Below are 26,996 nucleotides of genomic sequence, written 5' to 3'. Positions count from 1 at the left end.
AATGGCCGCAAAGGTACACTTCCCCGGCCCACCGTACCTTGTGGACATGACGATGGACGCGGAGTTACGGACTGGTTTGGAACACCTTGCGGCAGGTCTGGCGGGGGAACTACACGTTGACGAAATCCACCGTATTCTCTACGCCACCGACGCCAGTGTATACCGGGAGAAACCCCTTGCCGTCGTGTTACCGAAGACGGAAGAAGACATCGTAAAGTGCGTCCGCTTTGCCAAGGTTTTTCGGGTGCCCATCACGCCGCGGGCGGGTGGTACTAGCCTGGCTGGGCAGGCCGTGGGGGCGGGGTTGATCATCGATGTGAGCAAATACCTGCGGGAGATCGTCGAAATCAACGTGGAAGAGGGGTACGCCATCGTGCAGCCCGGCGTCATTCGCGACCAACTCAACGCGGCGCTGCAGCCCCTTGGTTTCTGGTTTGGCCCCAACACTTCCACGGCCAATCGTTGCACCATCGGTGGCATGTTTGGTAATAATTCTTGCGGTAGTACGAGCATCACGGTCGGTTCTACGCGGGACCACGTGCTGGCGGCGCGGGTCGTTCTGGCCAGCGGGCAACAGGCGCACGTAGCGCGGGCGGATCTGGCGCGGTCGCGGGTGCAGGGGATGGGGGGATACCCACCCATCGACGTAGTACCGGATCACCTAATCGGACATTTCCACGAAATTTTCGATCGGGAGGCTAACCGCGAGGCGATTACCGAGGCCTTCCCCAAAGCTTCCGTCACCCGCCGTAATACCGGTTACGCCCTGGATCTGCTGATGGATCAGGCACCCTTCAATCCTTACGGAGAGCACCTCAACCTGTGTACCCTGCTGGCGGGTTCGGAAGGGACGCTGGCGTTTACGACGCTGCTCAAAGTGAATATTTTGCCCCTCCCGCCGAAGGGCACCGCATTGGCCGCTGTCCACTTCAAGAGTATCGATGGCGCCATGCGGGCTACCCAACTCGTGATGCGCCACCAACCCTTCATGTGTGAGTTGATGGATGACACCATCCTCCGCCTCGCGCGTACGAACCCGGCCCAGGCGAAGAACGCCGACTTCGTCTGGGAAGATCCGCGTGCCATCCTCCTGGTCGAGTTTCGGGCTGAGACGGATGCTGCCGCTCAGGAGCTAGCCGAACTGATGGACGATGAATTGACGGCAGACGAGTACGTGGGCAAGACGATGACGGCTACCACCTTCCTCAGTAGCGCAGCCGACGTTGCCAGGGCCTGGAATCTCCGCGCCGCCGGTCTCGGCATCCTGGGGAACATGGTCGGCGATGCCAAAGCCGTGGCCTGCATCGAAGACACCGCCGTCGCCATTGAAGACCTGGCCGACTACATCGCCGAGGTCGAAACCCTCATGCGGACCTACGAACAGGATACCGTCTATTACGCCCACGCCGGGGCGGGGGAGATCCACCTGCGGCCCGTCCTGAACCTCAAAAAGAGTGCGGACCGGGAAGCTTTCTACCACATTACGCGGGACGTAGCCAAGCTCGTCAAAAAGTACCGGGGTTCCCTCAGCGGGGAGCACGGGGACGGACGCGTAAGGGCTGCCTTCCTCCCCGATATGCTGGGGCCGGAGGTCTACGATCTGCTGGTTGGCCTGAAACGAAAGTTTGATCCCGACAATCTCTTAAACCCCGGCAAGATCGTGGAGGCCCCTCCGATGAATGAGGGCCTGCGCTACGAAGCCGACGTGGCTACTCCGAAGTACTCCACCATCCTCGATTGGTCTTCCGATCAGGGGCTGCTCCGCGCCGCCGAAAAGTGTAATGGCTCGGGTGATTGCCGGAAAATGGAAGGCGGCGCCATGTGCCCGTCCTACCGCGCCACGCTTGCCGAAAAACACAGCACCCGCGGCCGCGCCAATGCCCTCCGCGAAGTGCTCACCCGCAACCAGCACGACGACCCTTTCCAACATCCGATGCTGGAGGAAGCCATGGACCTCTGCCTGAGTTGCAAAGCCTGCACCAGCGAATGCCCCAGCTCGGTTGACATGACCAATCTGAAGGCGGAATACCTCTTTCAACGGGACGATATGCGCTTGCGCTCGATGGTGGTAGCCGCGAATGAACCCCTCTACCGCTTGGGGTCCAAAGTGCCGGGGCTAGCTAATTTCATGCTGAAAGCCACCGGCCCGTTGATGAAACGCCTGCTGCGCATCGCACCGGAACGCAGTTTACCACCGATCGCCCACCAAACGCTGCGGGCCTGGGCGAAGCAGAAAGGGGAAGCGGTGCGGCCCAAAAACTCCGCCTACCTCTTCTGTGACGAATTCATCAATCTACAGGAGCCACACGTGGGGATCGCTGCGTTCCAAGTGCTGCAGAAGTTGGGCTACAGCCCGGCGCTTACTGAGAAAAACAAACCCAGCGGCCGCGCGCAAATGAGCAAGGGACTATTGAATAACGCCCGCGATCTGGCGGAGTATAACGTCCGTTACCTAAGTGAGCTGTTGCTCCCGTACCAACGCCCGCTGATCGGTCTGGAGCCGAGCGCCATCCTCAGTTTTCGGGATGAATACCCCAAACTTTTGCGCGGAGAATTGAAAGAAAAAGCGGAAGCCATCGCCGCCCTCACCTACACATTTGATGAGTTCCTCTTCGAGCAATTTAGTACCGGTTACATCACCGTCGACGACTTCGGTGACGAGGCCGTCAACCTTGTCCTGCACGTCCACTGCCACGAAAAAGCACTGGGGGATGCGGGCAAGTGCGCCGCCGCGCTGAGTTTGCCGGAGAACTTTACGGTGAAGTTATTAGATAGTGGCTGTTGCGGGATGGCGGGCAGCTTTGGCTACGAAGCGGAGCACTACGAGTTGAGTAAGACCATTGCGGAACAGTCGTTGCTGCGCCACTTACGCGGGCTGCCGGAGGATACGCTGATCGTCGCGAATGGGACGAGCTGCCGCCACCAGGTCAAGGACTTGTTGCCGGGGCGGCGGGCGATTTCTTCGGCGGAGGCGTTGTTGCGGAGTTGGTCGGTTCCCGATTGAATTGGATCCCCGACCTGGAGCCCCGACCTGGAGCCCCGACCTCTGGTCGGGGTAAGTTGGATGCTCAATTATCTGAAGAATTGGATGACAGTGTTGCCCTTCTCAGGTTTGCCGTCTTAGCGCGGGTATTCTCTTGTTGAAGGCGTTCATCTAATAGCAGGCTTACTGTCCTAAACACAACCCGACCAGAGGTCGGGTCTCCGGGAAAGTCGGGCATCCCTAAAGGCAGTTGCTACAGTCCTCTACCGTTTCCCCAAACCCACATCAATCCCCAACTGGTTGATCCCCCCGCCCAGGTGGTAAGTCGTCCGCCCGTAAGCCAGGGAGAAGCGCTTGGTACGGAAGGCAAAACCAAAAGAATAGCCCGCCAGCGAGCGAAAATCCGTCAGCCGGAGCTCGCGGCGGAGACCGTGGTTGTAGCCAAAGCGCAGCCGCAGATTTTTCTGCTTTCCAATCATCAGTTCGCCGTTCAGGACGAAGTGGCGGGCCAGGTTGTCTAGGAAGACGGCGCCGGCGCCGCGGCCAGTCGTTTCCTCTTCGACGGTGAGGATACTCGTTTCGATTTCCGCGTTCGGGTCTTCGAAGAGGACGTTCCAGCGGTCGAGGTAGCGATAGATCACGCTGAAGCGGAAGGGGAGGTAGCGGAGCTGGCGATTGATCCCGATCTGTAGTTCGTAGGGTAGGGGTTCCCGGTCGGAAGCCCCGTCGTACTTGCCGATTTGCAAACCGATATTTCGCGCCAGTAGGCTCACGCCCCAAAGGCTGGAGCTATCCTGGTAGTGCACGGCGAGGTCCGTAGCAAGACCGAAACTGCCGTAGCCGGCCAGTTGGGAAGAGATCAATTTCAGGTTGGCACCCACGCTGAGTCGTTCGTCGAAGGTCCGGCCGCCACCGACGGTGAGGGCGAAATCATTGGCGGAAAACGTTCCCAGATCCTGCCCCGTATTATCGCGGCGCACGAGGTCGCTACCGTAGCCGGTGTACTGCAGGCCGGCCTGGAAGGTCACCTTCGTCTTGTCGTGGAAATAGCCGTAGGCCAGTGAGCTATTCGATATCCCCGCCGGGTGGAAACCGTGGCTCAGGGCGCCCCGCTGGTGCATCGCGTCGTTCAGCAGAGCGGGGTTGCGGAGCGCGAGGCTCAGGTCATCATCCCGCAACGCGATGTGGTGGCCACCCATGGCGGCGACGGTCGCGGAGTTCGGCAGGTTCAGAAACTCATAGGTACTAATGCCACCAACCTGGGCGCTGGCGCCGGTGCAGAGGAAGAGGGCAAGAAACAAAGCGCTGATATTCCGCATGGGGGCAAGTTACGGTAGGTAGGACGGCAAGCGGACGACTTCCGTTGCTTTCCGCATCAATAATTAAAAGAAAGGTAGCTGCTGCGACTATCTTTGGGCCATGTTCTTAGCTAGTGACGTCGCCATCATCCTTGGATCATTTGCCGTAGCTGCACTGTTGATTGTGTTTGGCTGGTTGCTCTTTTATTACCAGAAGTCACAGATCGAGACCACGCAGCGGACGATCACTGACGTTGACCTCATCAAGCTATTTGCGGAGCAACCGGACGGTTTGCTTTCACCGCACCGTTTAGCGGAGATCACGGGAATGACCGTCCCCCAAGCCCGGATGCGGCTGACCTCCTTTCACACCGTCGGTCTACTCTCGGTGAGCTACAATAAGAAGGCCCGGTACTTCTACTCCCTGGCGGAACCCTACGCGGAGCCACCCGAAGTCAATCTTTCTCAAGAACCATTCCTGACGGTTGATGACCTCCTCCAACTCTACGCTACGGATACGGACGGGCAGTTGACGATGCAGGAAATCATCCTCGCTACGCGGCTACCGTTGGAAGTCGTCAAGCGGGAGATGGCGCACTTTGAGAAGGAAGGGATCGTGCAACAACTTTATAATATGGATATGCACGGTACTACCGTTCGCACCAAGTTTTTCGTCCTGGAAGAGCCTTATCGGTCCAACCCCTCCAGCCTGCAATCTCGAGGGACTACGCTCGATCTTCAGTTGAAGGAGTTGTTGCGGGATGAGAATTTGATCGTGTAGGTTGGGGATGTCGACCGGTTTGCCTTTAGTGCGGCGGCGGTTTTTCACTTTCGCTTAATCCTACAGCTTAAGGTGCCATCGCCGCAGCTCGTGATCAGTCCTTGTTACTTGCCGATTTACCTGGCACCCGCGGCAGCGACACGTAGTAAGTCCCGTACTTAGTCGGGGCGCCTAGAATCAGACGGGAACGGTGATGTGGAATGATCACTTCGGACGATGGATGATGCTTCGAATTTTTAACGATTCATCTTGAAATACACCCTTATTTGGTTGCCCGTAGGTAATTCATGAACCGGAGGGCAACAATTACTAATTGTCAATCATTTTAACCACCTTTGAAGCCCCATCCCCAAAGAATAATATGCCTGTACCGAATTTCAAGAGCGACGTCGAAGCCGTCGATGCATTAGCCAAAACTTACCGCGCCCTGACCGCTGAAATCGGGAAGGTTATCGTCGGCCAGGAAGAGGTCGTGAAGACCGTCCTCATCTCCATGTTTGCTAATGGCCACAGCCTGTTGGTCGGAGTGCCCGGGCTGGCGAAAACCCTGTTGGTATCGACCATTTCCGAGGTGTTGGACCTGGACTTCAAGCGCGTGCAGTTTACGCCGGATTTGATGCCGACCGACATTACCGGTTCGGAGATCCTGGGGGATGACCGCAAGTTTGAGTTCAACGAGGGCCCCTTGTTTGCCAATATCGTCCTGGCGGATGAGATCAACCGTACCCCGCCCAAGACGCAGGCGGCCCTGCTGGAGGCCATGCAGGAACGCAGCGTGACGGTGTCGGGTGAGCGCCACGTGTTGCCTTCGCCCTTCTTCGTACTCGCTACGCAAAACCCCATCGAGCAGGAGGGAACCTACCCGCTGCCCGAAGCTCAGTTGGACCGCTTCATGTTCAACATCCCCCTCGATTACCCGACCTACGAGCAGGAAATTGCCGTCGTGAAAGGCACCACGGGCACGAAGGTGAGCGACCTGAGCCACATTATTTCCGGAGAAGAAATTTTGTACTTCCAGCAACTCGTCCGCAAGATCCCCATCAGCGATAACGTGTTGGAATACGCCGTGAGCCTCACCACCAAGACCCGCCCCGGCACCGACCGGGCGACGGACAACGTCAACAAATACATCAGCTGGGGAGCCGGCCCGCGCGCTTCGCAGTACCTCGTGCTCGGCGCCAAGTGCCACGCCGCCATTTCCGGCAAGTACAGCCCCGATATTGAAGACGTCCAGGCGATCGCCAAGTACGTACTCCGCCACCGGATCGTCCGCAACTACAAAGCAGAAGCGGAGGGGATTACGGAGGAGCACGTGATTGAAAGCCTGTTTTAGTTGCGAGTAGCGAGTTTCGAGTTGCAAGTACTGCACTCGAAACTCGCTACTAAATACTCGCAACTCAGACACGCCACAACCCCACTAAAAATCATCTGTTAGGTCAAGTACAGATCAGAACCATACATGACCAACCGCTTTTTATCCCTGCTCCTGCTTTTTGGCCTTGCCCTCGGGGTGAGTTCCTGCGCGGGAGATAATGCTTTCACTTCCCGGCTCAACCCGATCCCCGGCGCCTTTGGCTCCATCAATTCGGTGACGGTCGTAGCGGATTCCTCCCTCTGGCTGAACGGAGCGTCGGATTCGATCGCCTATTTTTTGGAGGCGCCCTACATCATCTTGCCGCAGCCGGAGCCCATTTTTGATGTTCGCTTCATCGAGCCCGAAAAGCTATCGGCCGTACCTACGTTCCGGGAGCTGCGTAACTACGTCGTCCTGGCGGACATCAGCGATAAGAATAGCCCCACTACCAAGATGGTCGTCAAGGACCTCAGTGATGCCAAGATCCAACAGGTTAAGGAGGAAGGCTTCAGCACCGTCGTCGCCCGCAACAAGTGGGCCACCGGCCAGCAACTCATCTACCTGATGGGCAAGAACCGGGAGGAACTGCTCCGGGGCATGTCCTCCACCCGCGCCGCCGTAGTGAAGCGCATTGCTGACAGCGAAAACCTCCGCATGAAGGAAACCGCTTTCTTCCAGGGTGTAGACAAAGCTCTGATGGATACCATCAGCCAGCGAACGGGCGCCCGTATCCGCGTCCCATACGGCTACGAGTTGGTCCCGGTTCGGTCCGATGACTTCGTCTGGTTCAAGCGTGGCACGCGCAAGGGCAGCATGAACATTATGGTCACGAAAGTGCCCTACGAAAACCAGGAGCAGCTCAGTAAAGAGGGGCTCAAGACCATCCGCGATCAGATTGGCAAGCGCTACGTCAGTTCCTCCCTCGCGGATACCTACATGCGCGTCAACGATAAGGATCTTCCCCTCTTCACCGAGACGACCGACCTGAACGGTGCCTTCGCCATCGAAGGGCGCGGCATTTGGGAAATGGAGAACGACTTTCAGGGTGGCCCCTTCATTTCTTATCTCATCAACGACGAAGCGAACCGCCAATTGGTACTCGTCGACGGCTTCATCCTGGCCCCCGGTGAGAAGAAGCGGGACTTGATGGGGGAGTTGGAGCAGATACTGGCTACTACAAAGGTGAATTAATGTGCTGTATAGATTTTAGACGTTAGAAATTAGATTTTAGACGGTATCGGTTTAAGATCTGACTTCTAAATTCTAACGTCCTTGGCTCCTATCCACTTTACCTCGCACCTGCGGCAGCGCCAAAAGGTGAATATGACGCGCACAAATTTTCTTTATTCGCGTATTAAAGGAAAGTGAGTGGAAACGATTGATTTTCCGCTAATTACCCAAAAAAATACCTGCGCTAAAATGAAATTCGTTGCCCGTCTTCTCTTGCTAATCTGCTGTTGCTTTTTCACCATTACCGCAAAAGCACAGGACGCAGAAGTTGCCTCCTTCAAAATCGACGTGCAGCAAAGTGGGGAGAGTGTTGAGCTTACCTGCCATCGCGGTTGCTACTGGAAAAATTTATCTTTCAACTTGGATACGCACGTCGACGCTAATGGTATGACGGACCCCGAAGGGAATACCAGAAAATACCTCTTTTCATTTACCAGGAACGGTAATGAGGTAGTACTGAAAAGTTTGCGGGGTACCGCCTGGAAAGAATTATCCTTTACCCTCGGCAAGAATATGAAAGCATCGGTTGACCAATATGGCGTGGAGACTAAAGCGAAGAAGTAGCCACTAATTTGCTCAACTTCTAGCTAAACCATACTACATATCTAGCCGGTCCACACCCCATCCGGAGGTAAACTGAGGTTTATTATTTGGGGCGCTGCGCGCTGGTTGCGCAAAGGAGATTAAGGCGGCAGAGAGGTTTAAGATGTTTTGGCGTTGCTTCTTATTCGTCTCTAACTCCTTAAACTTCTTTGAGAAACTTACTTCTAGGACAGCTGTGAGGGAGGGCGACAAGAGGATAAAGGTCGGCAGACCCCCAACGATGAGACGTCGGATTTTGGCTGGTCGCGGTCTAAAATCTAACTTCTAAAATCTAAAGTCCTCTCCTAATTCGCCCGCCCTCGCGCCAAATCATACTGCACCCCCAATCGTTCCACACCCTTTATAAAGTCGGTATCCGCATCCACGGTACGTTTGAGGGAGAACATCTTGAGCTTCATTTGCTCCTGGTTGTCAATGAAAACCATCCGTAGCTTTTGCTGGCCGGGGAAGCGCTGGCAGAGTTCGTCGAGGTCGCGGACCATCTTACCGGTCACGCTGCCCACCTGGAATTTCAGGATGATGGCTTCCGTCAGATCGCGGCCGATACCCTCGAGTAGCTTCACGTCTTTGATGTTGAGCTCCAGGTCGTCGTTGCGCCAGGATTTTTTGTAGAAGGCCGTAACGAAGAGCGCCGTCCCCTGCTGGAGGATGTGGCGGAACTTCTGATAGTCCTCGCCGAAGAGGGTGAATTCGATGCTGCCGTCGTAATCTCCCAAAACGAAGATGCCCCAACCATTACCGTTCTTACTTACCCGGTGCTGGGCCGAGACGATCATGCCCGCCAGTTTGACGGTTTGCCGGCCGTAGCGTTCCGGGTTGAGTTCGTTAAGACCACAGGTGACGAAGTTATCGATCTCCAGCTTGTAGCCATCCAGGGGGTGGCCGGAGACGTAAACACCGGTAACCTCCTTCTCGTGAGCCAGCTTGATGGGCAGTAACCACTCCGCGGCTTCGGGGGCGGAGGGCTCCACCGGTAATACTTCTTCCTGGATGGCGCCGAACAGGCTATTGGCCGCGGACGCCAGTTGCGCCTGGTAGGCATTCGCGAACTTCGTCACGTGCTCCAGGTAGCTATCGTACTTCTCACTCGGGGCGAAGTATTGGGCCCGGTGCATACTTTCGAAGCAATCAAAACCACCCGCGTAGACGAGGGCTTCCAGTACCCGCTTGTTGACGGTTCCGGGCTCCACCCGCTGCATGAGGTTGAAGAGGCTTTCGAACGGGCCGTCCTCCCGGGCTTTCAGGATGGACTCCACAGGGCCTTCACCCACGCCCTTCAGGGCCGTCATCCCAATGCGGATGGCGCCGTCCTTGTTGACGGCAAACTCCGACTGGCTTTCGTTGATGTCCGGGCTCAGTACGGGTACCTCCATTCGCTTACACTCGCGGAGGAAGAAGGTCATCTTGGTCTGGTCCGACTTATTGTGGGTCAGGACGGACGCCATGTACTCCGCCGGGTAGTGGGCCTTGAGGTAGGCCGTGTGGTAGGCCACCAGGGCGTAACAGGTGGAGTGAGATTTATTGAAGGCGTAGGAGGCGAAAGCTTCCCAGTCCTTCCAGATCTTACCGAGTTTGTCTTCAGCGTGGCCGTTGACCTTTCCGCCTTCGAGGAACTTGGGGTACATCTTGTCCAGGACGTCCTTTTTCTTTTTACCCATTGCCTTCCGGAGCACGTCGGCCTCCCCCTTAGAGAAGTTGGCGATGGACTGGGAGAGCAACATGATCTGCTCCTGGTAGACGTAGATACCGAAGGTCTCCTTCAGGTATTGTTCCTCGGCATCCAGGGTGTACACGATCGGCTTGCGGCCGTGCTTCCGCTCGATGAACTCGGGAATGTACTCCAGCGGGCCAGGGCGGTAGAGGGCGTTCATGGCAATGAGGTCGTCAAACGTGGTTGGTTTGAGGTTCTTCATATGCTTCTGCATCCCGCCGGATTCGTACTGGAAGATGCCGTTGGTTTCTCCCCGCTGGAAGAGTTCGTAGGTCTTCAGGTCATCGAGCGGAAGCTCATCGACGTCGATGTCTACCCCGTGGTTTTCTTTTATCATCCGCAGGGCATCCTTGATGATGGTCAGGGTCTTAAGGCCCAGGAAGTCCATCTTCAGCAGGCCGGCGTCTTCGGCTACGGAGTTATCGAACTGGCTGACGTACATCCCCGTATCCTTATCGGCGGTGACGGGTACGTAGTCGGTCACGTCGTCCGGGGTGATGACGACGCCACAGGCGTGGATGCCGGTGTTGCGGATGGAGCCTTCCAGTTTCTTCGCCATACGGATCATCTCCCCGATGTCGTCGTTCCCGGCGGCGAGGTCGCGGAAGGCGTAGGCGCGCTCGGCGTCCTCGGAGTTGAGTTTGCCCTTAAGCTTGGGGTGGATGTCGCCGTCGGCCAATACCTGGTTCAGGCTGGCCCCGAGTTGGAGGGGGAAGGATTTGGCTACGCGGTCAACTTCACTGAGTGGAATATCCATTACCCGACCAACGTCGCGGAGAGAGGATTTAGCGGCCATCGTACCGTAGGTGATGATCTGGGCCACCTGCTCCTGGCCGTACTTGTCGATCACGTAATCGATCACCTTCTGGCGGCCGACGTCGTCGAAGTCAATATCAATATCGGGCATCGATACCCGCTCTGGGTTCAGGAATCTCTCAAACAGGAGATCGTACTTGATCGGGTCCACGTTGGTGATTCCGACGCAGTAGGCCACGGCGGATCCGGCAGCGGAACCCCGGCCGGGACCTACGCTCACGCCCATTTCCCGGGCGGCGGTGGTGAAGTCCTGCACAATGAGGAAGTAGCCGGGGTAACCGGAGGCCTTGATGACGTCGAGCTCGAAATCGAGCCGTTCCCGCGTCACTTCGTTGATCTCTCCGTAGCGTTTGCGGGCGCCCTCGTAGGTGAGGTGGCGGAGGTACTCATCCTGGGTCGCAAACTCCGCCGGCATGGGGAAGTTTGGCAGGAGTACGTCCTGGGCCAGGGTCAGGACCTCGATCTTATCGTAAACCTCCATCGTGTTGGCCACCGATTCCGGGTGGTCGTGGAAGAGGGTGGCCATCTCCACCTGCTTCTTGAAGTAAAAATCGGAGCTGGGGAAACTGAAGCGCTTGGGGTCTTCCTTCAAGCTGCCGGTATTAACGCACAGCAGCAGGTCGTGGGGCAGGTAATCCTCCTCCTCGACGTAGTGGCTATCGTTGGTACAGATCACCTTTACGTTGTGCTTCATCGCCAAGGCGAGGAGCTTGACGTTGATGTCTTCCTGGCTTTTACCGGAGTAGATGGTGCGGCCTTCGCGGTCCTTACCGAGGTCAATATCCTCGATACCCCGGTGGCGCTGGATCTCGATGTAATAGTCGTCCTCGAAAATGTTGAGCCACCACTTGAGGGCTTGCTCGGCTTCCTCGTCCTTTCCCGCGATGAGTAGTTGGGGGATTTCCGCACCGATGCAGCAACTCGTCACGATCAGTCCTTCGTGGTACTTTTCGATGAGTTCCTTATCGATCCGTGGGTACTTCCCGTAAAGTCCCTCGATGTAGCCGATGGAGCAGAGCTTACAGAGGTTCTGGTAGCCCTTTTTGTTCTTGGCCAGCATCAGCTGGTGGTAGCGCTTGTCCTTTTCGCCGGCCGCGCGGGAGAAGGCTTTCTTGTGGCGGTCTTCGACGAGGTAAAATTCGCAGCCGATCATCGGTTTGATGTTCCGCTTCGTGGCTTCGTTGACGAACTTGAAGGCCCCGAACATATTGCCGTGGTCGGTCATCGCCACGCCCTTTTGTCCGTCGGCGGCGGCCTTGTCCATCATCTGTCCGATCTCCGAGGCGCCGTCGAGCAAAGAGTACTGGGTGTGGCAGTGGAGGTGGCAGAATTCAGGCATAGTCGTTGGTCAGATAGTTACTAGGAGTCGGTCCGGGAAAAGCCGGCGGCGGGGCTTTACAAGGTACGCAGAAAGAACAATCTTGAGACAAGTTTTTATGCACATCGGTGTGGATAAAGTTGGGTCTTCAGCGGACAATTCCATCGTATTGCTCGCCCATTTTCTCCGCACCCGCGGCAGCGCCTACTGCTTCAATATATGATACCCCCGGTTGCTCGGTGTTGGCGCAACTAGGTGCTCGTTCTTCCGTTCAACTGCCAGTAAGTGCTAAACAATCAGCTTATCGAAACGCGAAATATTCTCTGGCTCAAACGCGATTTGCGCACGCGTGACCACGCTCCCCTGGCGGCGGCGGTGGCGGCCGGAGTGCCCTTCGTGGTTTTGTACTGTTTCGAGCCGTCCATCATGGCCAGCCCGAAGCACAGCCCCCGGCACTGGCACTTCGTGGCTCAAAGTTTGGTGGATTTGAAGACGCGCGGACTACCGGTGACGATCTACTGGGGCGAGGTGGAGGAGGCGCTGGATGGCCTACGTGCGGCCGCAAACATCGCCACGATTTTTAGCCATCAGGAGACCAGCCACAAGTTGAGTTTCGACCGCGATCGACGCGTCCGGGATTGGACGCGGCAGCACGGAGTCGAATGGCAAGAATTCGTGCAGGACGGCGTCATCCGCGGACGTAAACACCGTCTGGGGTTCGCCGAAAAGCTGGACGATTTTTTGGCGCTGCCGCCGGTGCACTGTAATTGGCAAGCTGCCCAGATCCTACCGCCGGGTGAATCTGGACTACCCATTGCGAAGTTGGCTGACGGGTTTGCCAAGGACTTTACCCAGGCAAAGGGGCAGACGGCCCTCCACCCAAGCCAACCCGGACGCTACGTACCCGACCCCGGGCCACCCGACCCACGCTTTCAACCAGGAGGGGAGACCACTGCCTGGCGTTACCTCAAAAGCTTTACGACCGAGCGGGGGAGGGGCTACATCCGGCAAATCGGTAACCCTTCCCTCAGCCGCCGTAGTTGTAGCCGGATGAGTACCTACCTAGCTCACGGATGCGTTTCGCTACGGGAGGTGTTTCAGTGGGCGAAGTCAGCCGACATCAAACCGGCCTTCCGGAAGGACATGAAGATGTTCCGCGAACGACTCTGGTGGCGAGCTCATTACTTTCAGAAGTTGGAGGCGGAGTGGCAGATCGAATTCAAACCCATCAACCGGGCCTTCCTGAAACTGGGACGCCACACCTCGGGCCCGGATCTCGACGCCTTTCGCAGTGCCGCTACCGGTTTCCCGATGATCGACGCCAACATCCGCTGCCTACGGGCTACGGGCTGGATCAACTTCCGCAGCCGGGCGATGCTCGTTACGTTTGCCACCTTCGTGTTGTGGTTGGACTTCCGGCCCGTGGCCACCTTCCTCGGCTCGCTGTTCCTGGATTACGATCCGGGGATTCACTACGGGCAATTCCAGATGCAGGCGGGGACGACGGGCTACCACCCGCCTCGCAACTATAATCCATATTTGCAGGGAGAGCGGTACGATAAGAAGGGAGAGTTCGTCCACCGCTGGCTCCCCGAGTTGCGGCGGATCCCCGCACCGTGGTGCCATTATCCCCACCGGCTAACGGAACTCGAACGGCAACTGTACGATTTCTCCACCACCGATTATCCCGCGCCGATTGTGGACTTTGCTGAGGCGACTTCCGAAAATATGGATCGTTACTGGGCCGTGCGCCGGTCGGCGGAAGCGCAAAACTTGCTACCCGAGATCTGGGCGAAGCATGTTATGCCCGAGAGTATGGAAGTCTATATGGCGGGGGAGCAACCTAGCCCGCGGCGGGATGTGTGAGGCTAGCTACGTTTGTGGGCAGTAGTAACACCTGATTTCAAGCCCTGAGATTTCCTTCGGCCAATAACCACGGTGCTTTTGTACCTTTCCAAAAATTATAAAGTACTCATGATTCTTAGCCGAGTAAAGAAGCACCTTAATATCACTATGCGTCGTATAAATCACAAGCAAAGGCTTGAAGATATGCGAGCGACGGGCAACTCAACCTTGCTCAAAGTAGTGGATTGTTTACTGAAAGCGGAGGCGAATGATTTTTCACCTGAGGATCAGGCTGCCTTTGATCGGGTAGAAAGCTACCGAAATCAGTTGCTGGGGAGCACCGAAATTGTAGATTTTAAAGTGTTTGGCTCCGACGATACTGAAACCATTAGTAACGTATGTAAAGCAGCAACCTCGCCAAAAATATGGGCACGACTAATTTATGCTTTAGCGAGTGAATTTGAAGCCAAGAAAGTGTTAGAGATTGGCACCAATTTAGGGGTGTCCGGATCGTATTTATTGGAAGCACTTCGCCACAATTCAGATAGCCAATTAGTAACGATGGAGGGGATGCCACGCTACGTTGAAATTAGTAGGAATCAATTTAAGGCAATTACTAATGAAGACCGTTTCGAGGTGATTGAAGGCAAATATGAAGATACGTTCGATGACATGATCGACCGCCATCAAGACTTTGATCTTTTATTTATCGATGGCAATCATCAAAAAGGTCCGACGCTAGAGTATTATGAAAAACTGCTAAAGGTTTCCACTCGGCCTTCGGTATGGATTTTTGACGATATTTACTGGACGAACGGTATGAAAGAAGCATGGGATATCATCCGCCAAAATCCTGAAACCTCTTACTCCATCGATTTGTATAAAACAGGCTTAGTGGTAGTGGATCCATCGGTTAGCGTGCCGAAGCATTTTGCGCTACACCTTGCGTACTAAAAGCTCGGATTCCCATTCGATTTAATTGCATCTCTTCAAATTACCAAAGAATACAAGTAATTCAGGCTGCCTTTATCTTCTTAGGACCATATTAATTGCTAGGTCAAAATTTCTCATGAAATTAGCTAAGTTGCGTTAGACTTTTTCTTGAACTAGAGGATATTTTTTATTTATCAATACCAATTGAATAAAACAGTTTCTTGCAAATTGAATGAATCGCGCACCAGCACCTACCTTACGTAGTATGGAGTCTCCCTTTCTCAACGCACTCTCCGGTTTCGAGGACCTGCCGGCGGAAGCCATTACGGAGGTACTGAGTTGCATTCGCCGCATGGAGCTGGAAAAGGGGGCCGTCCTCTTGCGAGCAGGAGATACCTGCCGTTACCTCTACTTCGTGGAAAAAGGATTTGCCCGTGGCTATTACCACGATGCCGAAGGGAAGGAGTCCACCTCCTGGTTTTGGTCGGAAGGAGAGATCCTGGTTTCGCTAGAGTCTTTTCTCCGGCAAACACCGACACGGGAAAACGTGGAACTGTTGGAACCGGCGGTGCTGTACCGGCTGAGTTACGCCAACTTGCAACACCTGTACGACAAGTATCCGGATTTCAACCGCCTCGGCCGCATCCTGATGGAGGAAGCATTTTTGGCAGCGGGGATGATCAACGAGATCCTGCGTAAGGGAAGCGCCCTGGAGAAATACGAAACCCTGGTGGCCCGCCACCCCCAACTCCTGCAGCGGAGTTACCTGAAGTACATCGCATCTTTCCTGGGCATCACGCAAGAGACGCTGAGCCGCATTCGCAAGCCGATTTAAGGAAAGGCTAAATTGATAAAGATCAATCAGCGAGCCGCGACGTGCCGGTAGCTTTGGGAAGGTAAACTAAGCCCCCGCTTCAATTCTGCTTTTGTATGCGCGTACTGATCAGGAGTCTCGTCCTTCTACTTATTCTAACTGGTCTCGTGGCCTGTCTTCCGCCTTCCGACCCTTACCCTTTCGCGGAACCCGACGATCTGGTCATGGAAGCCGAAGCGATTTCGGAGGGCCTGACGGAGTACATCCGTGCCTGGCACCGGGGCGACGCCGACGCACGCATTCCCGCTAACTTGATTCCGGCGGGTATTACCGATAGTAAGGATTTCTACCTAAAGCGGCCCGAAGACGTGGAACCCGGAGAGACCTGGGCAACGCGTTTCGCCCGGCCGGTCGATTTAGATAGTTTGCGGGGCGGGATCCCGGAACCCAAAGCGACCTATTTGTTTTTAGGTACGGCACTGGCCCCATTCGGAAGTAAGATGATCATTGAGGGTGAGTTCCCACGGGCCCGCTTTTTCTCCTTTCAAATAACCGCACCTTTCAACGGGAGGGAGTACTACGCGGAACGCCAATTCGGCCAGGCGGAGGTATCGCTGGTAGATGCCGACATTGAACCTCTTCCGGGCCACGTCAATCCCTTCCGACTGGGGGCGGACCGTACTGCGGAGAACCGTAGCTACCGGTTCGAGATTGATCTGGTAACCGGAGATCCGGTAGCGCAAAACGATAATCAATTCGTCTATCCCTACCGCATTGAAGGGAACCGATTGGCCGGAGCCCTCCTCGTGCATCAGGGCGTGCTGGGCTACAAGGACATCCTCCAGCAGCCCCGGGCGGAACCAGCACCCTGGAATTTGGGTGCCCTCTGGGTCCGGATCTACCGACCGGACGACGGAACGGGACCTCTCGGTGGGGTGGAGATGCCCCGGGTGAGCTACGAGTTGGCTACCGGGGAACGCTTCTTCATTGGTTCCGATTTTTCCACCTTGCAGGCTCGTGCGGATACAACCGTCCCTAATCAAAATAAGGTGACAGCGGCCAACCCGAACTACGGGCCCAACGAAGGATTCTACAAATCGTGGGGCATCAGCCGCAGCATTCTCTCCGGAGTTGCCGTGGCGAATGGCTGGAACGATCGGGACAGCGCCCGACGGGTGGCCGACGTCCACCTCGGCTGGACGGGCCGGGGGGAATTCCAGGCTGCGCCCGCTAATTACGAGCCGCACGCTACGACGAATAATTACTGTAATTACCTCGGCCGGAACATCGATCTGTTACCCGGTCAGGTGGTCGTCCTGACGGGTAAGCTACCGACCTTTCCTGATACAGGTCCAGGTGCGGCTACCATGGAAAGTGGCCAGGTCCGCTTTTGGAGCATTGGTGGGATTGACCCCGACCCCCTTTCTCCCTTACCAGCTACGACGATCCATTCCATTGCCGACGAGGAGGTCATCATCGATGCGGACCGCAAGTACATCATCGTGTACTCCCGGCCGGAGGACCGACCCGCAAATGCCACCGCGGCAAATGGCATCAACTGGGTGAATGCCGGTACCCAATCCAACCACGGCTTAATGTTGCGTTGGGTTTCAGTGCGGGACAAATCCGATACGGATGGCTCGGCCGAAGATTGGTACACTAGCTTGGCACCAAGCGAGGACGTCGTGGACTGGTCCGTAGGTGACTGGGCCGGTTCTGCCTACGACCCCAAGCTGATCGGGACCAACTGGTGGGAAGGGCACATGAGTTGTTATCTCCCCCGCTACCATACGATGCCGGTTACGGAATTTGAGGCCCTGGGAGGCGGGCTCAGAATGGCAGACGTTCCCGTCTGGCTGGACGAGCGTTACGAGGCTGGCCCTGCGTTTTCCGTACTGGGCTCAGTGGTGGCCACATCCCAACTCGATGCGGATAACTCGGCGGACAAGGCGATTGATGGAGACATCAACACCACCTGGAGTAATGCCTTCGGCAGCCCGGAAGACACCGTCACGCTGACGCTGGATACCCTGCGGGGAATTTCCGCCATCCGCCTGCTGTGGAACCCCTTCTTCTTTGGAACCGAATATATTCTCGAAGCTTCCGTGGACGGCTCCAACTGGAGGATTTTAGGGGATTATGAGGAGACGTCCGGTGGTGTCAAAATCTACCGCAATTTCGACCGGCAGCCGGCCCGTTACGTGCGGCTGATCACCAAAAAGGTTAGCAGTACCTGGTCGAGCCTCGCCGAGTTCGAGGTCTACGATAATGACTGCGAATGCCCATCGGAGCCGCCGACATCAACCACGCGACTGATGGATAGTGATATTGAATTTCGGGTATATCCGAACCCGAGTAACGGGCTATTTCAAATCTCGGCTGAGGGTCAAATTCAGTCCATTGAGGTGTGGGATAACCAAGGCCGGCTACTGCGCCGAGATATTGAGACTGAGGCCACACTGGATCTTCGGGGCTATGAAAGTGGGATCTATCTATTGAAAGTTCAGGTAGGGGACGCAACCCTGGTTAAGCGGGTGATTATCCATTAATGGATACGGGCATCGGGTTGGTAATCTTCCGGTCAACAGAGGTGGTAAAGAGTGATAATTCAGTTTCCAAAAAGGAGGGCTATCAACTAGCATCTCCCGTCACATGGGCCCGGCGATCACTCGGTGCACTGAACGATTTTTCCCGCTAGTGTTTACTCCAGTATATGCGCCTGATCCTCCTTACTTCGCTGCTTGCCCTCTTCCTCAGCACCTGCGACCGCGCCCAAAAAACGCAGGCTGAACTACCGATTCTTGGCAACGCCGAAACGCCCGTTACCTACACTGATTTTGCGGAGCTCAGTGGTTTATTCGAACAGACCTCGGACACGGCCTACATCATTAATTTTTGGGCAACTTGGTGCGCGCCTTGCCGCGAGGAACTGCCCTTATTGGAAAAACTGGCCGCGGAGGACCACCCCAAACCCCTCAAAATCGTGCTGGTGAGCCTGGACGATAAACCAGCCGCCATCGCCAGCATCTCCGCTACGCTGACGGACCTGGCACCCAGCCTGAGTTCCGTAGTGCTCACGGATGCCGACGATGAGGTGTGGGGTAAAGAAATCGACCGCGTCTGGACCGGATCGCTGCCCACCACCATCATCTACCGGGGGCAACTTAGGTATGTTTACCGGCGGGCATTTAACACCTACGCCGACCTCCAAAGGGCCGTAGAACCACTGATGAAATAACCAGATTTACTCCACCGCCGAGCGGTCGCAGGCCGGCAAACCTTGTTCTCGACGGGCGGCATTATGGAGATCGAGCAAGGTCTTCCCCGTGTAGTAATTGTCCCGTTTAAACTCCCGGTACTCCGGCGAAATATCCGCTTCGTTGAGGGTGTGGTGGCGGAACATGTGGCCGTAAAAGCCGCCGCCCCGGGCGATAGCGTTGTGGTCCGCGTACTGTTCGTAACGGGTACGGAATTTCTGGCGGGACACGTAGTTAACGCCGTCGTAAGTGAGGCGGGCGTTGGAGCGGGTTTCGTAGTAGGCCACGTGGCCCAGTTCGTGAATGAAGCAACCGATCCGGGCGGAATAGGGGTAGCGGCGGAAGTCGGTGACCTTATCCGTAACGTCATCCACGAAAATCCGGTAGCGGCGTTTAGACCTCACGACGGCGTAGTTGCCCGGCCGGGCCGCCATACTCGTTTTCAGGGGGCGCTGGACGATCTTGATACGCACCCCCTTTAAGTCGGGATAGAAGGAAAGCGCTGCTAATACTTCCGCGCGGTACACCTTCGGGCAATCCAGCCAGCGGCCGTACTCTGCTTCAAGAATGGGCAATGCTCGGCGAACCTCCAGCGAATCGAAGGGAACACAACTAAATTTATGGTGAGCAAGTGGGTCCTGAAAATCCGCGCTTAACTCCATTACACTGCGGCTACAGGAATTGAGGCAAAGCATAATCAGCAGGCAAGGTAGCAGGAGGAAGGGCGAAGTGGCGTCGTGCATAGATTACTGGACTGGTCACAAATTAAGGCACACCGGCCAGTGACCAATTGGAGGCAATCTGGATGTGGCCCTAGCACGACAAAAATTCCGTTTTGACTCAACAACTTGCTGATTTTCCGTATTTTGGAAACAGACGATAAATTCTAGCGCATGCGGTACTGCTACTCCCTTCTACTCGTTCTGTCTCTCTCAATTACGGTAAGCGCCGAGGCTTACCGCGGCTTCCTGCTGACCAAGGACGATTATCATCTGACCGGTTATTTCAACCTCATCGAGTACAGCCCGACGGGTAACTACATCACGTTTACGAACGACTTTGGTGACGTGTACGCCATCTCGCCGCAGCTCGTCAAAGGCTTTGGCTTTTCTGAAGGTGACCAGACGGTTCGTTTCATCAGCCGTTACCACGAGGGGCAGTGGTTTTTCCTGCGGGAAGTGGTGCCGGGCCGCGTCCTGAGCCTGTTCAGTATGCCCAATGGCAACGATCGGTACGTGGACGACACGATGCTCCGGCTTTTCACCAATCCGCCGGCGCCCTTTTGGTTCGAGTACGGTAAGGGCAACCTCATGCCCATCAACCGGGTCGGGTACAAGAAAACTTTGCGGACTTTCTTCACCGAGACCAACCCCGGCCTCGCCAAGCGAATTGGCAAAAAGGGGTACCGGTACCGCGACTTGCACAACATCGTCGCCGAGTACAACGTGACGACCGCGGGGCGGAAGCGGCGGCGTTTATAGACTGCCAGTTGAAGCTGACATCAAGTGCAATTTTAATCCCGCTTCGTTCTCTTTCTAGAAGCCAAACGATACCCCCAACTCCACGTCCCGGCCAGTAGCGTCGGTGAAGTAGCGTTGCCGGTCCAGGTAATCCCGGTAGCTGACGTTGAGGAGGTTCTGTACGTCCAGCCGGAGGTTGAGGGTACGTCCTTTCGGTAGGGCGTAAGTATATCCAGCATTAACGCCCACCAGCGTGTAGCCGGGTGGGGGAGGGAGGAAATCGACCTCCGGGTCCACGTCGTTCTGTTGGAAGGAGCGGTAGACGTTGGCGCCCAGCGTCAGCCCCTCCAGGCCGCCGGTTGGTTGGTAGTTGACGCCGGCCCTCAGGTTGGTGGGGGGGATGTAGACCAGCGCCCGGTCCGTATCCGATTCCTTACCCCGCACCTGCGACAGCGCCCCGGTTACCTTGAGATCAGATCTGACCTGCCAGTACGCCTGCAGATTGAAACCGTGCAGTAACGCATCGACCGATTGATACTGGAATACGGGGAAGGCGCCGCGGATGGTGACGCGCAACTCATCCTGCGGCTCCAGGAAAATGAAGTTGTCGATGGGCTGGATGAAAATTGTGGCATTGATGCCCATGCGCGCGTTGCCGATGAGGGTGCTAAGGGAGGTTTTCAGGGCGCTTTCCACGTCGAGATTCGCCGTGCCCTCCTCGATGCCGCTTACGCCCTGGTGCAAGCCATTGCTGTACAACTCGTTGATCTGCGGCGCCCGTTGCCGGAAGGTGAAACCGCCCCGTAGACTGATGTCATCCGTCACCTGCCAACGGGCCTCGGCGCTGCTGCCGACCAACAAATAATCGTGGTCGAACCGCTCAATCCGACGGGGCAAATCGCGGGAGATCGTGATGGCTTCGAACACCTGGCGGTCCAACCGAAAACCGCCGTGTACCTGGAAGCGATCGCGCTCGTGGTGTAAAGCCAGGTAGGCACTCAGGCGGTTGCTGTTGTAGTCAGGGATGAGCGGCAGCACCCCCGTTTCGGGTTGGTTATCGTTGCGAATATTGTCGTACTGCACGTTGGCTTCGAAGTGCTGTCCGGTACCAAGTTCACGGTGCCAAACGCCCTCGACGAGATGGCTGGTTTGCAGCAGAGAAAGCGCGGGCCGGTCGCTCCGGCCACCCCGGCGCACGTCGAATTCCTTGCGGTCGTTCAACTGCCCGCCGTAGCGTAGCGTGAAGCGGTTATCCTCGTTGGGCCGGTACTCCGTTTCCGCCTTCAGTAAGTGGTGGTGGACGCGCTGGCTGGGGCTTTCAATATCGCTCCGAAAGGTCTCTTCGGTGAAGAAGGGCACGTCGCGGCCGATGGCGGTATTCAGGTCCGTCAGGTTGCCGATGTGGGAGCCGCGGAGCACGCCAATGTCCGCGTTGAAAGTGGACAGGTAGAAGCGGCTCGTCAGTTTTTCGGAGTGGAAGCGGGCAAGTTGGAGGGCGGCGTTGGCCTCCCGCCGGCCGGTGTTGCGCAGGAAGTAATCTGGTGCCCGCCGGTCACCCCGCCACTTGCCGGTAGCGCTGATGCGGTAGGCCGTCCGGCCTCCGTTGGAGAGGCGGGCGTTGAGGACGCTCCCCCGGCCGTTGCTCTGAAAAGTGTAGGCGGTTTTGCCGGAAAATCCTTCCGTTTCCCGTAGCGGAGCGGGCTCGATAAGTACCGTGGCTCCGGCGGTCGGCCCGGCGTATTTCAAAGCTTCAACACCCTCCACGACGCGCACGTAGGCGGCCACCCAGGGGTCGATTTCGGGGCTATGGTCGTTGCCCCACTGCTGTCCGCTCTGGGCGATTCCGTTGTTCTGAATGCTGAGGCGGTTACCGGAAAGCCCGTCGTAGATTGGTTTCGCGGCGGCCGTCCCGGTCCGGAGGGTAGAGACGCCGGTGAGCTCTTCGAGGCCGTCTGCGAGGTCCTCCGTGGCCCGCTCGTCCTGCTCTGCGCCATACTTCTGAAAGGCCTTGGCGGCGACGGTCACGGTCTCCACGTAGTTGTCGTGGTGGTGTAGGTACACGGTAATTTGGGTATCCCGCCCGAGGTTGATCGCCCGCGTTTCCCCGTCACAACCGATGTGGGTGAAGCGCAGGACGTCCGGCCCCGCAGTCAGGCCCGGCAAGGTGAAAAATCCCGCGGAATCGGCGGTGACGCCCGTACCATTATTCTGGGCGTAGACGGTCCCGAAACTCAGTGGTTCCGCGTCGTGCTCACTCAGCAAGTAGCCGCTCAAAGTGACCTGGGCGCTGCCGCAGGTGCACAGGAAGAGGGCGAGTAAAAGGGACAGAACGGAGCGCATCGGGATTCGCGAAAACGGATTGGTGAAGGCAGTAAACCGGGATAGCCCCAAGCACTGAAATTTGCAATCGAGTTGCATTAGGGCAAAAGTACAGTTTGATGCCCGGCCAAGTTCAGCCGTTACGTTAAAATCACCCGCAATGTTGGTTTCGGTCCGTAAATGACTAAAACTCCCTCACCTTCTGGTTCTGGACGAAGTAATTCATCTCATCCACGTTCGTGACCTTCATGTTCGGGCCATCCCATTCTAAACGGGTGCGGCCGGGGACGGTGTAGGCGTCCTCCTTCGTTGATTTGGGATCGGGGAAGCGGTGGTTGTAGCCCCGGACCGCCAGGTTGCCCATGAGAATGGTTTCCGTGAGCGGCCCCGCCTTGCCGAGGTGGGAGCTCGGTTGGTAACCCTGGAGGATGCCGTTGATCCAGTCCTGCTCGTGGAAGGTTTCCACGCGGGGGAGGGTTTTGGCTACCTCGAGGTCTTCGTTGAGCGATAGGGGCAGTAGGCGGGAGTTATCGCCGTAGGTATCCGTCATCAATTTACCCTTGGTGCCTTCGAGGATGATGCCGCCACCGCCGCTGCCCATGGCTTCGTCGGAGGCCAGTTCTTCGGGCCGTTCGGGGAGGATGCCGCCGTCCGTCCAGATCAGTTTGACGGGAGGTTTTGGCCCGTTGCCTTCGATGGATTTCCCGCGGGCGGGGAACTTCATGATGATCTTTTCCGCCATCGGGGCGGTGTGGGGGTTGTAGTCGGGCGTCCAGTTCTGGGAGTAGTACTGGGCGACGCTGGCTTCGGCGGAGTCCGGGTACCCGAGCTCCAGGATGTAGAAGGGCGTATCGATGATGTGGCAACCCATATCGCCGAGGGCGCCGGTGCCGAAGTCCCAGTATCCCCGCCAGGCGAAGGGATAGTAATCCTCGTGGTGGGGCCGCATGGCGGCGGGGCCAAGCCAAAGGTTCCAGTCCATTTCCTTGGGGATGGGCGTGGAGCCGACGGGTAATTTCCCACCCTGGGGCCAAACCGGCCGGTTGGTGAAGGCGCGAATAGTGTGGACGTCGCCGATCAACCCGGCCTCGTACATTTCCTGGGTGCGGCGGATGCCTTCCCCGCTGGCGCCCTGGTTACCCATTTGCGTAACGAGCTGGGGGTTGGCGAGCGCCATTTCCGTCAGGGCGCGGGCCTCGGCGATGGAGTGGGCGAGCGGCTTTTCAATGTAGACGTGTTTCCCCAACGCCATGGCGGCCAAGCCGGCGATGGCGTGGGTGTGGTCCGGCGTAGAGATGATGACGGCGTCGATGTCCTTCCCCCGCTCGTCGAGCATCTTGCGGAAGTCGCGGTGGTAGCTGGCGTTGGGGTACCATTCCCGGGCGTCGGCGGCCATGCGATCGTCGACGTCACAGAGAGCGACAAAGTTGACGTTTGTCCCCTTGGTGCGGAGGTTGTTGATGGTACCCTTTCCTTTTCCTCCGGAGCCGATGGCGGCAATGTTGACCGTATCACTCGGCGCTACGTAGCCCTTTCCGCCGAGGACGTGGCGGGGGACGATCATGAAGGCGGCGGCGGTGGTGGTGGCGGTTTTCAGGAAGGTTCTTCTGGAACGTTGGTTGGATTTCTTTGGCATGATGCTTGGCTGATTGGGGAATCAAATTACGGAAATTTTTGGATGGTGGGTGTTGGGTGTTGGGGGGTGTTTTCGACAAGGGGGTAAAGGAGGAAAAGAGGGGAAAGGAGTGTTGCATTTATAGCGCTTCGCGCTGGTTGCGCAGAGAAGACTAAGGCGGTAGAGAAGATAGAGGCGGCAGGCCAGACATTTCATTCGTCTTAATCTGCTTAAACTTTTTTGCGATAATTACTTGCGGGGGGCGCTACGTGGGTCGTTTTCGACAAGAAGGCAAGGGAGGAAAAGAAGGAAAAGGGGCGTTACATTTATAGCACTGCGTGCTGGTTGCGCAAAGGAGATTAAGGCGACAGAGAAGATAGAGACGGCTGGCTGGTCCTAGTCACAATACTGGACAGTGATATGAGATGAGATGGGTAAAACTGAGATACTTTTTGGAGGAGGATAGTTTGTTGTACCTTGTATTTGCTTCTACACACTTGTTCTTCAACTCACCCATAGTTCTAGGTTGAATTACTGTCAAAAATCAATTGCAATGAGATATTTATTATTGGGAGTAACCTGGTTACTCGTTTCCGCTTTTGCCGTAGCGCAAGCGCCGGCAAATGACGCTTGCTCAGCGGCCATCGTGTTAACCGAAACCTCCGTCATTACGGGCGACCTGACTGGAGCCACTTCTGATCAGGCTTTGCAGGATTGCGTCTCGCTACCCAATGAGGATGGAGTTTGGTACAAGATTTCTCCTACGTCAGACAAGCAGCTAATTTTCCTCATCGGTACGGACTTGCAGGAGGACGACTACCAACTTTCCCTCTTTTCCGGTCCTGATTGCGATAATCTGACTTGTGAACTCGACTACTCTGGTTTTGATCCTAACTACATCAATAACACCTTGTTGGCGTGGGACGCGACCGCGGGTAATGACTACTACCTCCACGTAGCCCAAGTCGCCGGAGGTAGCGCCCCGAACGAATTTGAACTCCGCGTAGAGATCCTCGACTACCAAGTGAATGATGACTGTTCGGGTGCCATTGCAGTTACTGAAGGGAGTTATTCCGTCACCCTGAAGGGGAGTACCCACACCGATGATTATGACTCCTGCGGAAGTGCTTACGAGAGTGACTCGCCAGATATTTACTACACATTTACGCCTACGGAAAGCGGCAGCTATTCAGCTACAGTCGTGTCGGTATTTGGGCAACTGGAAAAACTGGTAACGGTTTATTCCGGAGATTGTGAAAACCTCACCTGCATCAATGGTGGAAGTTACAATGGGGGGCAGTATTACGACGCAACCGCGGAATGGGATGCCACTGCTGGAACGAAATACACCATTCTCCTGCACGCAGATGCTGCCGACGGCTACGGGAACTTCGTCTTTACCCTGGAGCAAAATCCGCCCACCACGAATGACGACTGCGCTAGCGCTACGGTCATTACCCCCGGAAGCTACCGGGGCAGTACGGCTACCGCTACACCAACCGAGAACATTGACTGTGATGACCTGGGGGAGGGTAACGACCACTGGTACGCCTTTACCGCGCCCGATAATGCGGAATACAACATCACTACCAATAGCCTCTACACTACCTTCGACACTCAGTTGATCTTGCTTTCCGGGGATTGCGCTAATCCAACCTGCGAGGATGATAATGACGACTACGGTAACAACTACTACTCGAGAATCGACTTCACGGCGACTCAGGGAGTGACTTACTACTTTGTAGTGATTCCCTTTGATGAGGATGTAAGCGGAAACTACGAGCTGACGCTAAATCGGGCAGAAGTACCCATGAATGATGACTGCGCATCTGCCTCGGACATTACCTATAATTCAACGGTGAGGGGTAGCACCTTTGGAGCCACGGCCAGCGCAGCCCTTACCGATTGTGAAGACGCGGACGATAACGATGCCCCTGATGCCTGGTACCGTTTTCAGCCAACTACCTCGGGGACGGCCGTTGCCAGTCTGGTCGATCAATTCACGGATTACTACACCGCACTCACCGTTTACGAGGGTACGGATTGTAATAGTTTGACGTGCATTGCCGGAGTAGAGGAGGTGTTTTCAATCGTAGAGTTTTCTGAGCTCAGTTTTGATTTTACTGAGGGCACCACCTACTACATTGTCGTGCACGGTGAGGATGATGACGAATTTGGCAACTACCAACTTTACCTAGGAGAACCCATCGACCGTAACCAACCACAGACCCTGCCAAATACTACTTCCGGGCCCGTCTTGGTAATGGAAACTGGGCGCTACTACTCTACCATCAGTGCAGCCGTTGCTGCAGTGCCGGAAGGCGTGGCGCGTACCATCATTGTAGAAAGCGGTACCTACCCGGAAACGGTTAACTTTGGTACGAAGCTCATTCAATTAAAGATTGTAGAAGCAAGCCCGCCCGCGGGTAACTAGTGTCTCTACAGGCTTTAGCAATTATGATATTGAAGGGTACTACACATTTATTTGGGTAGTACCCTTTTTTCTGACTAAAACGGGGCCATCCCTCTAACTCATTGAAACGCAACACACAATTCAGGTTGGGCGTACAATTACCCTACGTTTTATAGATACTTGATTCAACGGCTATTTCGCCTACTTGAATTACGCGGATAAATGAGTGTTCCTACCTAAACCTTT

At 56.0% G+C, this 26,996-nt stretch carries 17 protein-coding genes; 12 read left to right on the top strand and 5 right to left on the bottom strand.

Annotated elements, in window-relative coordinates:
- Position 1: 1 nt before the first annotated feature.
- The gene (locus A3850_RS17270; protein ID WP_231915358.1) at positions 2-3,004 is read left to right on the top strand and encodes an FAD-binding and (Fe-S)-binding domain-containing protein; all 3,003 of its coding nucleotides are present in this window, start codon (positions 2-4) and stop codon (positions 3,002-3,004) included.
- Between the two features lie 242 nt (positions 3,005-3,246).
- Here the strand turns inward: A3850_RS17270 and porQ are convergent, their stop codons facing one another.
- Positions 3,247-4,302 carry a type IX secretion system protein PorQ gene (porQ, locus tag A3850_RS17265; RefSeq protein WP_068220061.1) on the bottom strand — a complete coding sequence of 352 codons (1,056 nt, stop codon included), beginning with the start codon at positions 4,300-4,302 and terminating at the stop codon, positions 3,247-3,249.
- 100 nt (positions 4,303-4,402) lie between these two features.
- Here porQ and A3850_RS17260 point away from each other — a divergent pair, with 100 nt between their 5' ends.
- The 4 genes from A3850_RS17260 to A3850_RS17245 all read left to right on the top strand — a co-directional run bounded on the left by A3850_RS17260 (position 4,403) and on the right by A3850_RS17245 (position 8,210).
- Entirely contained in the window at positions 4,403-5,062 is a 660-nt protein-coding gene (locus A3850_RS17260) for a hypothetical protein (RefSeq protein WP_068220058.1), read from the top strand.
- A gap of 361 nt (positions 5,063-5,423) precedes the next feature.
- Positions 5,424-6,395 (top strand): MoxR family ATPase, encoded by a 972-nt coding sequence (locus A3850_RS17255; protein WP_068220054.1) that lies wholly within the window; start codon positions 5,424-5,426, stop codon positions 6,393-6,395.
- A 126-nt stretch (positions 6,396-6,521) separates the two neighbouring features.
- A complete protein-coding gene (locus A3850_RS17250; protein WP_068220050.1) occupies positions 6,522-7,607 on the top strand; it encodes a DUF4837 family protein in 1,086 nt (361 codons plus the stop codon).
- Between the two features lie 228 nt (positions 7,608-7,835).
- Positions 7,836-8,210: a hypothetical protein gene (locus tag A3850_RS17245; protein WP_157501418.1), complete on the top strand. Its 375-nt coding sequence runs from the start codon at positions 7,836-7,838 to the stop codon at positions 8,208-8,210.
- Positions 8,211-8,533: 323 nt separating this feature from the next.
- Here the strand turns inward: A3850_RS17245 and dnaE are convergent, their stop codons facing one another.
- Positions 8,534-12,115, bottom strand: coding sequence for a DNA polymerase III subunit alpha (gene dnaE / locus A3850_RS17240; protein ID WP_068220045.1), 3,582 nt, complete (start codon positions 12,113-12,115; stop codon positions 8,534-8,536).
- 264 nt (positions 12,116-12,379) lie between these two features.
- Between dnaE and A3850_RS17235 the strand changes: the two genes are divergently transcribed.
- The 5 genes from A3850_RS17235 (at position 12,380) to A3850_RS17215 (ending at position 18,924) form a co-directional block, all read left to right on the top strand.
- Complete coding sequence (locus A3850_RS17235) at positions 12,380-13,960, top strand: cryptochrome/deoxyribodipyrimidine photo-lyase family protein (protein ID WP_068220040.1); 1,581 nt, start codon at positions 12,380-12,382, stop codon at positions 13,958-13,960.
- Between the two features lie 147 nt (positions 13,961-14,107).
- Positions 14,108-14,893: an O-methyltransferase gene (locus A3850_RS17230; protein WP_197494104.1), complete on the top strand. Its 786-nt coding sequence runs from the start codon at positions 14,108-14,110 to the stop codon at positions 14,891-14,893.
- A gap of 244 nt (positions 14,894-15,137) precedes the next feature.
- A complete protein-coding gene (locus tag A3850_RS17225) occupies positions 15,138-15,707 on the top strand; it encodes a Crp/Fnr family transcriptional regulator (RefSeq protein ID WP_068220032.1) in 570 nt (189 codons plus the stop codon).
- 95 nt (positions 15,708-15,802) lie between these two features.
- Complete coding sequence (locus tag A3850_RS17220) at positions 15,803-18,235, top strand: discoidin domain-containing protein (RefSeq protein ID WP_082921938.1); 2,433 nt, start codon at positions 15,803-15,805, stop codon at positions 18,233-18,235.
- A 164-nt stretch (positions 18,236-18,399) separates the two neighbouring features.
- Positions 18,400-18,924, top strand: a complete 525-nt coding sequence (locus A3850_RS17215) for a TlpA disulfide reductase family protein (RefSeq protein ID WP_068220025.1) — start codon at positions 18,400-18,402, stop codon at positions 18,922-18,924.
- Positions 18,925-18,930: 6 nt separating this feature from the next.
- On the opposite strand, the gene A3850_RS17210 is transcribed toward A3850_RS17215, so the two are convergent.
- On the bottom strand, positions 18,931-19,686 hold the full coding sequence (locus A3850_RS17210) for a hypothetical protein (RefSeq protein WP_068220018.1): 756 nt from the start codon (positions 19,684-19,686) through the stop codon (positions 18,931-18,933).
- Between the two features lie 150 nt (positions 19,687-19,836).
- Here A3850_RS17210 and A3850_RS17205 point away from each other — a divergent pair, with 150 nt between their 5' ends.
- Complete coding sequence (locus A3850_RS17205) at positions 19,837-20,424, top strand: hypothetical protein (protein ID WP_068220016.1); 588 nt, start codon at positions 19,837-19,839, stop codon at positions 20,422-20,424.
- A 54-nt stretch (positions 20,425-20,478) separates the two neighbouring features.
- On the opposite strand, the gene A3850_RS17200 is transcribed toward A3850_RS17205, so the two are convergent.
- Both A3850_RS17200 and A3850_RS17195 read right to left on the bottom strand, forming a co-directional pair.
- Positions 20,479-22,743, bottom strand: a complete 2,265-nt coding sequence (locus tag A3850_RS17200; protein WP_197494103.1) for a TonB-dependent receptor domain-containing protein — start codon at positions 22,741-22,743, stop codon at positions 20,479-20,481.
- 163 nt (positions 22,744-22,906) lie between these two features.
- Complete coding sequence (locus A3850_RS17195; protein ID WP_068220010.1) at positions 22,907-24,358, bottom strand: Gfo/Idh/MocA family protein; 1,452 nt, start codon at positions 24,356-24,358, stop codon at positions 22,907-22,909.
- A 532-nt stretch (positions 24,359-24,890) separates the two neighbouring features.
- Between A3850_RS17195 and A3850_RS17190 the strand changes: the two genes are divergently transcribed.
- Positions 24,891-26,771 (top strand): PPC domain-containing protein, encoded by a 1,881-nt coding sequence (locus tag A3850_RS17190; RefSeq protein WP_157501412.1) that lies wholly within the window; start codon positions 24,891-24,893, stop codon positions 26,769-26,771.
- The last annotated feature ends 225 nt before the right edge of the window (positions 26,772-26,996 follow it).

The sequence above is a fragment of the Lewinella sp. 4G2 genome (assembly GCF_001625015.1).
Taxonomy (GTDB): Bacteria; Bacteroidota; Bacteroidia; order Chitinophagales; family Saprospiraceae; genus Neolewinella.
Note: the sequence above shows the minus strand (reverse complement) of the source record. Positions and strands in the feature narration are given on the sequence as shown.

Excerpts from the sequence above, each read along its gene's own strand:
- A3850_RS17260 (WP_068220058.1), top strand. The coding sequence starts at position 4,403 with ATGTTCTTAGCTAGTGACGTCGCCATCATCCTTGGATCATTTGCCGTA.
- porQ (WP_068220061.1), bottom strand. The coding sequence starts at position 4,302 with ATGCGGAATATCAGCGCTTTGTTTCTTGCCCTCTTCCTCTGCACCGGC.
- A3850_RS17250 (WP_068220050.1), top strand. The coding sequence starts at position 6,522 with ATGACCAACCGCTTTTTATCCCTGCTCCTGCTTTTTGGCCTTGCCCTC.
- A3850_RS17270 (WP_231915358.1), top strand. The coding sequence starts at position 2 with ATGGCCGCAAAGGTACACTTCCCCGGCCCACCGTACCTTGTGGACATG.
- A3850_RS17255 (WP_068220054.1), top strand. The coding sequence starts at position 5,424 with ATGCCTGTACCGAATTTCAAGAGCGACGTCGAAGCCGTCGATGCATTA.
- A3850_RS17225 (WP_068220032.1), top strand. The coding sequence starts at position 15,138 with ATGGAGTCTCCCTTTCTCAACGCACTCTCCGGTTTCGAGGACCTGCCG.
- A3850_RS17205 (WP_068220016.1), top strand. The coding sequence starts at position 19,837 with ATGCGGTACTGCTACTCCCTTCTACTCGTTCTGTCTCTCTCAATTACG.
- dnaE (WP_068220045.1), bottom strand. The coding sequence starts at position 12,115 with ATGCCTGAATTCTGCCACCTCCACTGCCACACCCAGTACTCTTTGCTC.
- A3850_RS17210 (WP_068220018.1), bottom strand. The coding sequence starts at position 19,686 with ATGCACGACGCCACTTCGCCCTTCCTCCTGCTACCTTGCCTGCTGATT.
- A3850_RS17200 (WP_197494103.1), bottom strand. The coding sequence starts at position 22,743 with ATGCGCTCCGTTCTGTCCCTTTTACTCGCCCTCTTCCTGTGCACCTGC.
- A3850_RS17190 (WP_157501412.1), top strand. The coding sequence starts at position 24,891 with ATGAGATATTTATTATTGGGAGTAACCTGGTTACTCGTTTCCGCTTTT.
- A3850_RS17230 (WP_197494104.1), top strand. The coding sequence starts at position 14,108 with ATGCGTCGTATAAATCACAAGCAAAGGCTTGAAGATATGCGAGCGACG.
- A3850_RS17215 (WP_068220025.1), top strand. The coding sequence starts at position 18,400 with ATGCGCCTGATCCTCCTTACTTCGCTGCTTGCCCTCTTCCTCAGCACC.
- A3850_RS17245 (WP_157501418.1), top strand. The coding sequence starts at position 7,836 with ATGAAATTCGTTGCCCGTCTTCTCTTGCTAATCTGCTGTTGCTTTTTC.
- A3850_RS17220 (WP_082921938.1), top strand. The coding sequence starts at position 15,803 with ATGCGCGTACTGATCAGGAGTCTCGTCCTTCTACTTATTCTAACTGGT.
- A3850_RS17195 (WP_068220010.1), bottom strand. The coding sequence starts at position 24,358 with ATGCCAAAGAAATCCAACCAACGTTCCAGAAGAACCTTCCTGAAAACC.